Annotated in this window: 7 protein-coding genes; 4 read left to right on the forward strand and 3 right to left on the reverse strand. The window is 28.7% G+C overall.

Going from position 1 to position 4,259, the window contains the following annotated elements:
• Nucleotides 1-313 precede the first annotated feature (313 nt).
• Nucleotides 314-805, forward strand: a complete 492-nt coding sequence (locus ACVFVN_RS14395; RefSeq protein ID WP_456235814.1) for a hypothetical protein — start codon at nucleotides 314-316, stop codon at nucleotides 803-805.
• A 225-nt stretch (nucleotides 806-1,030) separates the two neighbouring features.
• Nucleotides 1,031-1,510 carry a peptidoglycan DD-metalloendopeptidase family protein gene (locus ACVFVN_RS14400; RefSeq protein WP_456235815.1) on the forward strand — a complete coding sequence of 160 codons (480 nt, stop codon included), beginning with the start codon at nucleotides 1,031-1,033 and terminating at the stop codon, nucleotides 1,508-1,510.
• A gap of 197 nt (nucleotides 1,511-1,707) precedes the next feature.
• On the opposite strand, the gene ACVFVN_RS14405 is transcribed toward ACVFVN_RS14400, so the two are convergent.
• Nucleotides 1,708-1,986, reverse strand: a complete 279-nt coding sequence (locus ACVFVN_RS14405; protein ID WP_456235816.1) for a hypothetical protein — start codon at nucleotides 1,984-1,986, stop codon at nucleotides 1,708-1,710.
• Between the two features lie 3 nt (nucleotides 1,987-1,989).
• Nucleotides 1,990-2,166: a hypothetical protein gene (locus tag ACVFVN_RS14410; RefSeq protein WP_456235817.1), complete on the reverse strand. Its 177-nt coding sequence runs from the start codon at nucleotides 2,164-2,166 to the stop codon at nucleotides 1,990-1,992.
• Between the two features lie 192 nt (nucleotides 2,167-2,358).
• On the opposite strand from ACVFVN_RS14410, the gene ACVFVN_RS14415 reads away from it, so the two are divergent.
• Complete coding sequence (locus ACVFVN_RS14415; protein WP_456235818.1) at nucleotides 2,359-3,009, forward strand: hypothetical protein; 651 nt, start codon at nucleotides 2,359-2,361, stop codon at nucleotides 3,007-3,009.
• Nucleotides 3,010-3,233: 224 nt separating this feature from the next.
• Nucleotides 3,234-3,935, forward strand: coding sequence for a hypothetical protein (locus ACVFVN_RS14420; protein ID WP_456235819.1), 702 nt, complete (start codon nucleotides 3,234-3,236; stop codon nucleotides 3,933-3,935).
• A gap of 69 nt (nucleotides 3,936-4,004) precedes the next feature.
• Here the strand turns inward: ACVFVN_RS14420 and ACVFVN_RS14425 are convergent, their stop codons facing one another.
• Complete coding sequence (locus ACVFVN_RS14425) at nucleotides 4,005-4,163, reverse strand: hypothetical protein (RefSeq protein ID WP_456235820.1); 159 nt, start codon at nucleotides 4,161-4,163, stop codon at nucleotides 4,005-4,007.
• Between the last annotated feature and the right edge of the window lie 96 nt (nucleotides 4,164-4,259).

A 4,259-nucleotide genomic window follows, 5' to 3' on the forward strand; every position in this document is an offset into this window, starting at 1 on the left:
GTTAAACGGAACGAAACATCCACATTCTTGGAGTATAATGGATTCAAATGATACAATGAATTGGATTATAAAACAAATAAAATAAAAGTCCTTCTGCTAACATAGGTTTTGCAAAATGCGGGGTTTAGTCATTGATTGAAATTTTGTCAAAATTATTCGCAACTGCTTTTCATATTGTTTTTTTACCTAAATTAGACAATCTGAAAAAGCATTTGCTTCGTTTCTGAATTCTCGAACTTTCGGTTCTTCGAATTCCCGCACTTCGCAAAGCCTTTTTCCGTTAGCTGCAATTTCCACAAAACTACGTAACAAAATGAATTTCAGAATATTAACATTTTTGTTTTCTTTTTTAATTTTGTCTTGTAATGAGAAAAAGAACGGGAAAACTATTGATAATCAAAGTATAAATTGGGAAGAGATTGAAATAAATACTCTAACAGAAAAAATAAATATTTCCAAATTTTCAGATTCTGCAGAATATATTCAAGATTTAAATAAGGTTGCTTTTAAAATATTAAATGAAGATGGTACAGTTACAAAAGAAGAAGTTAGTAGAAAAAAAATAGTTTTCACAAAATCTGAAAAAGATAGTTTAGCAAAATATATTTACAACGCTGTTACCAGTCCAAAATTTTCAAATGTTCTTGCAACAGACTATGCTGGAACTGTGCAATTAACTTTTAATACGGGAACTACAAAATTAATTTGTGAATACCATTCTGTTGGAGATTGGAGTATAGTTTCAAATAATACAAGAAAAATTTATGAATTATTAAGCAAAAAAGTAAGAATTTCTAAGAGCTAATAAGAAACTGCAGCTAACATTGTATTGGCAAAATGCGGGTGGAAGGTGTAGAATTGAAAAGCAGAAATATTATTCCGCTCATGCTTTTCAATTCTGCATTTTTTTGTAAGTTAGCAGCATTGAAAAAGCATTCGCTACGTTTAGTCTTTCTTGAACTTTTAGTTCTTCGAAAGCCCGCACTTCGCCAATACTTTTTCCGTTAGGCAATATCTTATAAAAAACACCATGAAAATTGAATTTTTAATATTTTTTTCAATCTGTTTCTTTGCAAACGCACAAGAAAAAAACGAAAATGGCTTAAATCTTCCTGTTGATAAATTTAAGAGTTATGAAAATTGTTGTTTAAAAAGTTGCAACATATTAACTGGTTTAAAAGGTATGATTAATCCAATCGAAAATGAATTAAGAATATATGGATATGAAAACGAATCTAATGTTTTCGCTTATAAATCTGGAATCGTAAAAAAAATAATTAAAAATGATTATGACAAATCTGAAACCATTCTAATAAAATCTGATGAATTATTTTTTGTATATAAAAACTTGATGAATATAAATGTTAAAGAAAATGATGAAGTTATAAAAAATCAAAAATTGGGAAAAATATTGACAATTGGAAATGAAAATTATCTAGGCTTTGAAATTTGGAATAACAAAGCAAAACAATTAAATCCAATTGAATATTTGAAAAACAACAAACTATAAAAAAGACATCGCCTAACAGTGTATTGGCAAAATGCGGGATTTTGGGAACGTTGAAATTTTCTAAAAATATTCCGCCGAATGCTTTTCAATTCTGCAATTTTTTGTAAGTTAGCAGAAGTGAAAAACCATCGGCTACGTTTCTGAATTCTTGAACTTTCAGTCCTTCGAATTCCCGCACTTCGCCAATACTTTTTCCGTTATGTGAGATGCGACATCGCACCGTTAACAACTTCGGATTTTATATAATCAATTAAGGTTTTTACTTTGATTTCAGTTTGATTTTTCACAGGTTCATTATGAACTAAAAACGCTTCCAAAGTTCTCACAACGTCCATCATCGTAACTAACTGCCCTTTATAAGCCAATTCTCTGTAAGTTTCGTTGTTAAGCAACTCAACCATTCGGCTAAAAGTCATTTGTTCAGCTTGAACTTGGTCAAGCATCTTTTTTATTTGTGCTTCTTTAAAAATTCCCATAATTTAAATTTCTTTTAGCCAATAATTAGGATATTCAGATTCCCATTTTGTACCGTCCTCTAAAGTCCATATCTGTTTTTCAACAGACCAATGAACATTGCCAAATATTCTGTCAGTTTTGATAGCATAATAACCACTTTTTAGTGGTAATTCTTCTTTTGTTTTAATTTTCTTATACATAATTAATTGTTTTGTATTATTTCGTAATCAATCATTTTAGTTACTGCACCTCACATAACATTGTATTGCTAAAATGCGGGTCTGAATTTCTCCGAAATTCATTTCCCGATTTTATCACTTTTAGGATTAGTTTATAGTTAAGTCATTCTAAGCCCGCACTTCGCCAATACTTTTTCCGTTAGCAGAAATGTTATGACAATCAGACGTTTAATACAGATATTTATTATTTCATTATTTTTTTTAAGTTGTAATAAAGCTAATAATTACGATAATGAGAAAGAAATTTTTTATAAACTAATTCCAGAATTAGTTGATCGTTCTTGTTTAGCTTTGCCGCCTCCACCACCGCCTTTAAATTCAAATAACAAAAACGAATATTTACTCAAGGAGAAGCGATATTTAAAATTTGTAGATAGTTTAAATAATTCCAGTAAAACAATAGCAATTAGTGATAGTATTTATCAATTTGAAAAGGAAGAAATTTTGAATATAAAGCCAAAAATAAATTTTGAATTTCAACCAATAGATTATGAAAAAAAAATTCTTTTAGATTTAGAGAATATAAAATTCAAACCAAATATTAAGTTAATTAATAGTTCAGAAATCTACAAAGTCAGACAACAATTACAAGATGGCAAAAGCTGGGAGGAAATTCCAAGTCTTAAAGGCTTACAATGTACAATGTCATTTTCAAGAATAATTTTGAATAAAGAAAATAATAAAGGATTCTTTACTTTTGGTGTTGGATGTGGAAAACATTGTGGAAGTGGCTTTAATGTTTGGATTAAAAAAGAAAATGGAAAATGGATTATTGAAAAGCAAGAATCAACATGGGTGTCCTAAAAAAACACTTCTGCTAACATTGTATTGGCAAAATGCGGGGTTTAAGGCGAAATTGAATTACTCTACTTTTTTATACGCCGCTGCTTTTCATATTGTTTTTTTTCTTAAATTAGACAATCTGAAAAAGCATCGGCTTCGCTCAGTCTGAATTGAACTTTCAGTTAAATCCAGTCCGCACTTCGCCAATACTTTTTCGTTACCTGCAATCTTATAAAAAATCGCACATGAAAAGAAGTCTAACAATAAGTTTAATGTTAATTTGCAATATATTTTTCGGACAGGAATATAAGATTATTACATTTAAAGATTCAATTCCTGAAAAAAAGAATTATCAAATTTTTGAATTTATCAACAATAAAACTTCTGTGGAAAATTTAAAATATTTAGCAAGTATAAGTTGTGAAGGAGAAAAATCTGCTTTTTCAACTATTTTTGAGATTGCTAAATTTAAATCTCAAAATCTTGGAGCCAATTCTTTTAAATACATAAAAAAAGAAGAAAATGATAAAATGATAAAAATCTTTTTTGACATTTATTATTCTGACGATAAATATTTGTTTGAAAATAGAAAGAATGAAGAAGAAAATAAAATTTACATTTTTGGCAGTGACAATTTGAGTGAAAAGAAAAAACGGTATTACAAATTAAACGGACAATTAAAAACTCTTCCAATTGCAGGATTTGACTCTATAAATTATGAACTTGGTCAAACTCTAAAAATTGCAAAAAAAGATTTTATGTCACCACCTGCAATTTTTACTGCAAATAAGAATTTTAAATCAATATTTTTAAACACAGATGGTTGGGGAAGAAACGAAAGTCAAGAAAGTGTTAAAGACTATGGAATTGTACAAGTAATAACTTATGAACTTTTTTATCAATTTGACAAAAATTTAGGATTTACATTGTTAGAAATTAAGAAATAAAAAAGACTGCAGGTAACATTGTATTGGCAAAATGCGGGGTTTAAGGTTTAATTGAACTTTTTATAATATTTAGCCGCCAATATTTTCCAATTCCACATTTTTGATTAACTTAGTTCCATTGAAAAAATATTGGCTACGATTGGTCTGAACTTGAACTTTCAGTTCTCCGAAAGCCCGCACTTCGCCAATACTTTTTCCGTTAGCTGTAATGCGTCCAAAATTGCGCACAAAACAAAATGATGATTAACGAAATAAAAAAAATCGAAAAACTATTTTTTGGAACCACTCTATCTCAAATTTCAAATATAATTGAAGACGAAGAAG

This window comes from Soonwooa purpurea, from assembly GCF_053891095.1.

Bases quoted from the DNA above. Each gene is read 5' to 3' on its own strand.
- ACVFVN_RS14395 (WP_456235814.1), top strand. From the start codon at position 314: ATGAATTTCAGAATATTAACATTTTTGTTTTCTTTTTTAATTTTGTCT.
- ACVFVN_RS14400 (WP_456235815.1), top strand. From the start codon at position 1,031: ATGAAAATTGAATTTTTAATATTTTTTTCAATCTGTTTCTTTGCAAAC.
- ACVFVN_RS14405 (WP_456235816.1), bottom strand. From the start codon at position 1,986: ATGGGAATTTTTAAAGAAGCACAAATAAAAAAGATGCTTGACCAAGTT.
- ACVFVN_RS14410 (WP_456235817.1), bottom strand. From the start codon at position 2,166: ATGTATAAGAAAATTAAAACAAAAGAAGAATTACCACTAAAAAGTGGT.
- ACVFVN_RS14415 (WP_456235818.1), top strand. From the start codon at position 2,359: ATGACAATCAGACGTTTAATACAGATATTTATTATTTCATTATTTTTT.
- ACVFVN_RS14420 (WP_456235819.1), top strand. From the start codon at position 3,234: ATGAAAAGAAGTCTAACAATAAGTTTAATGTTAATTTGCAATATATTT.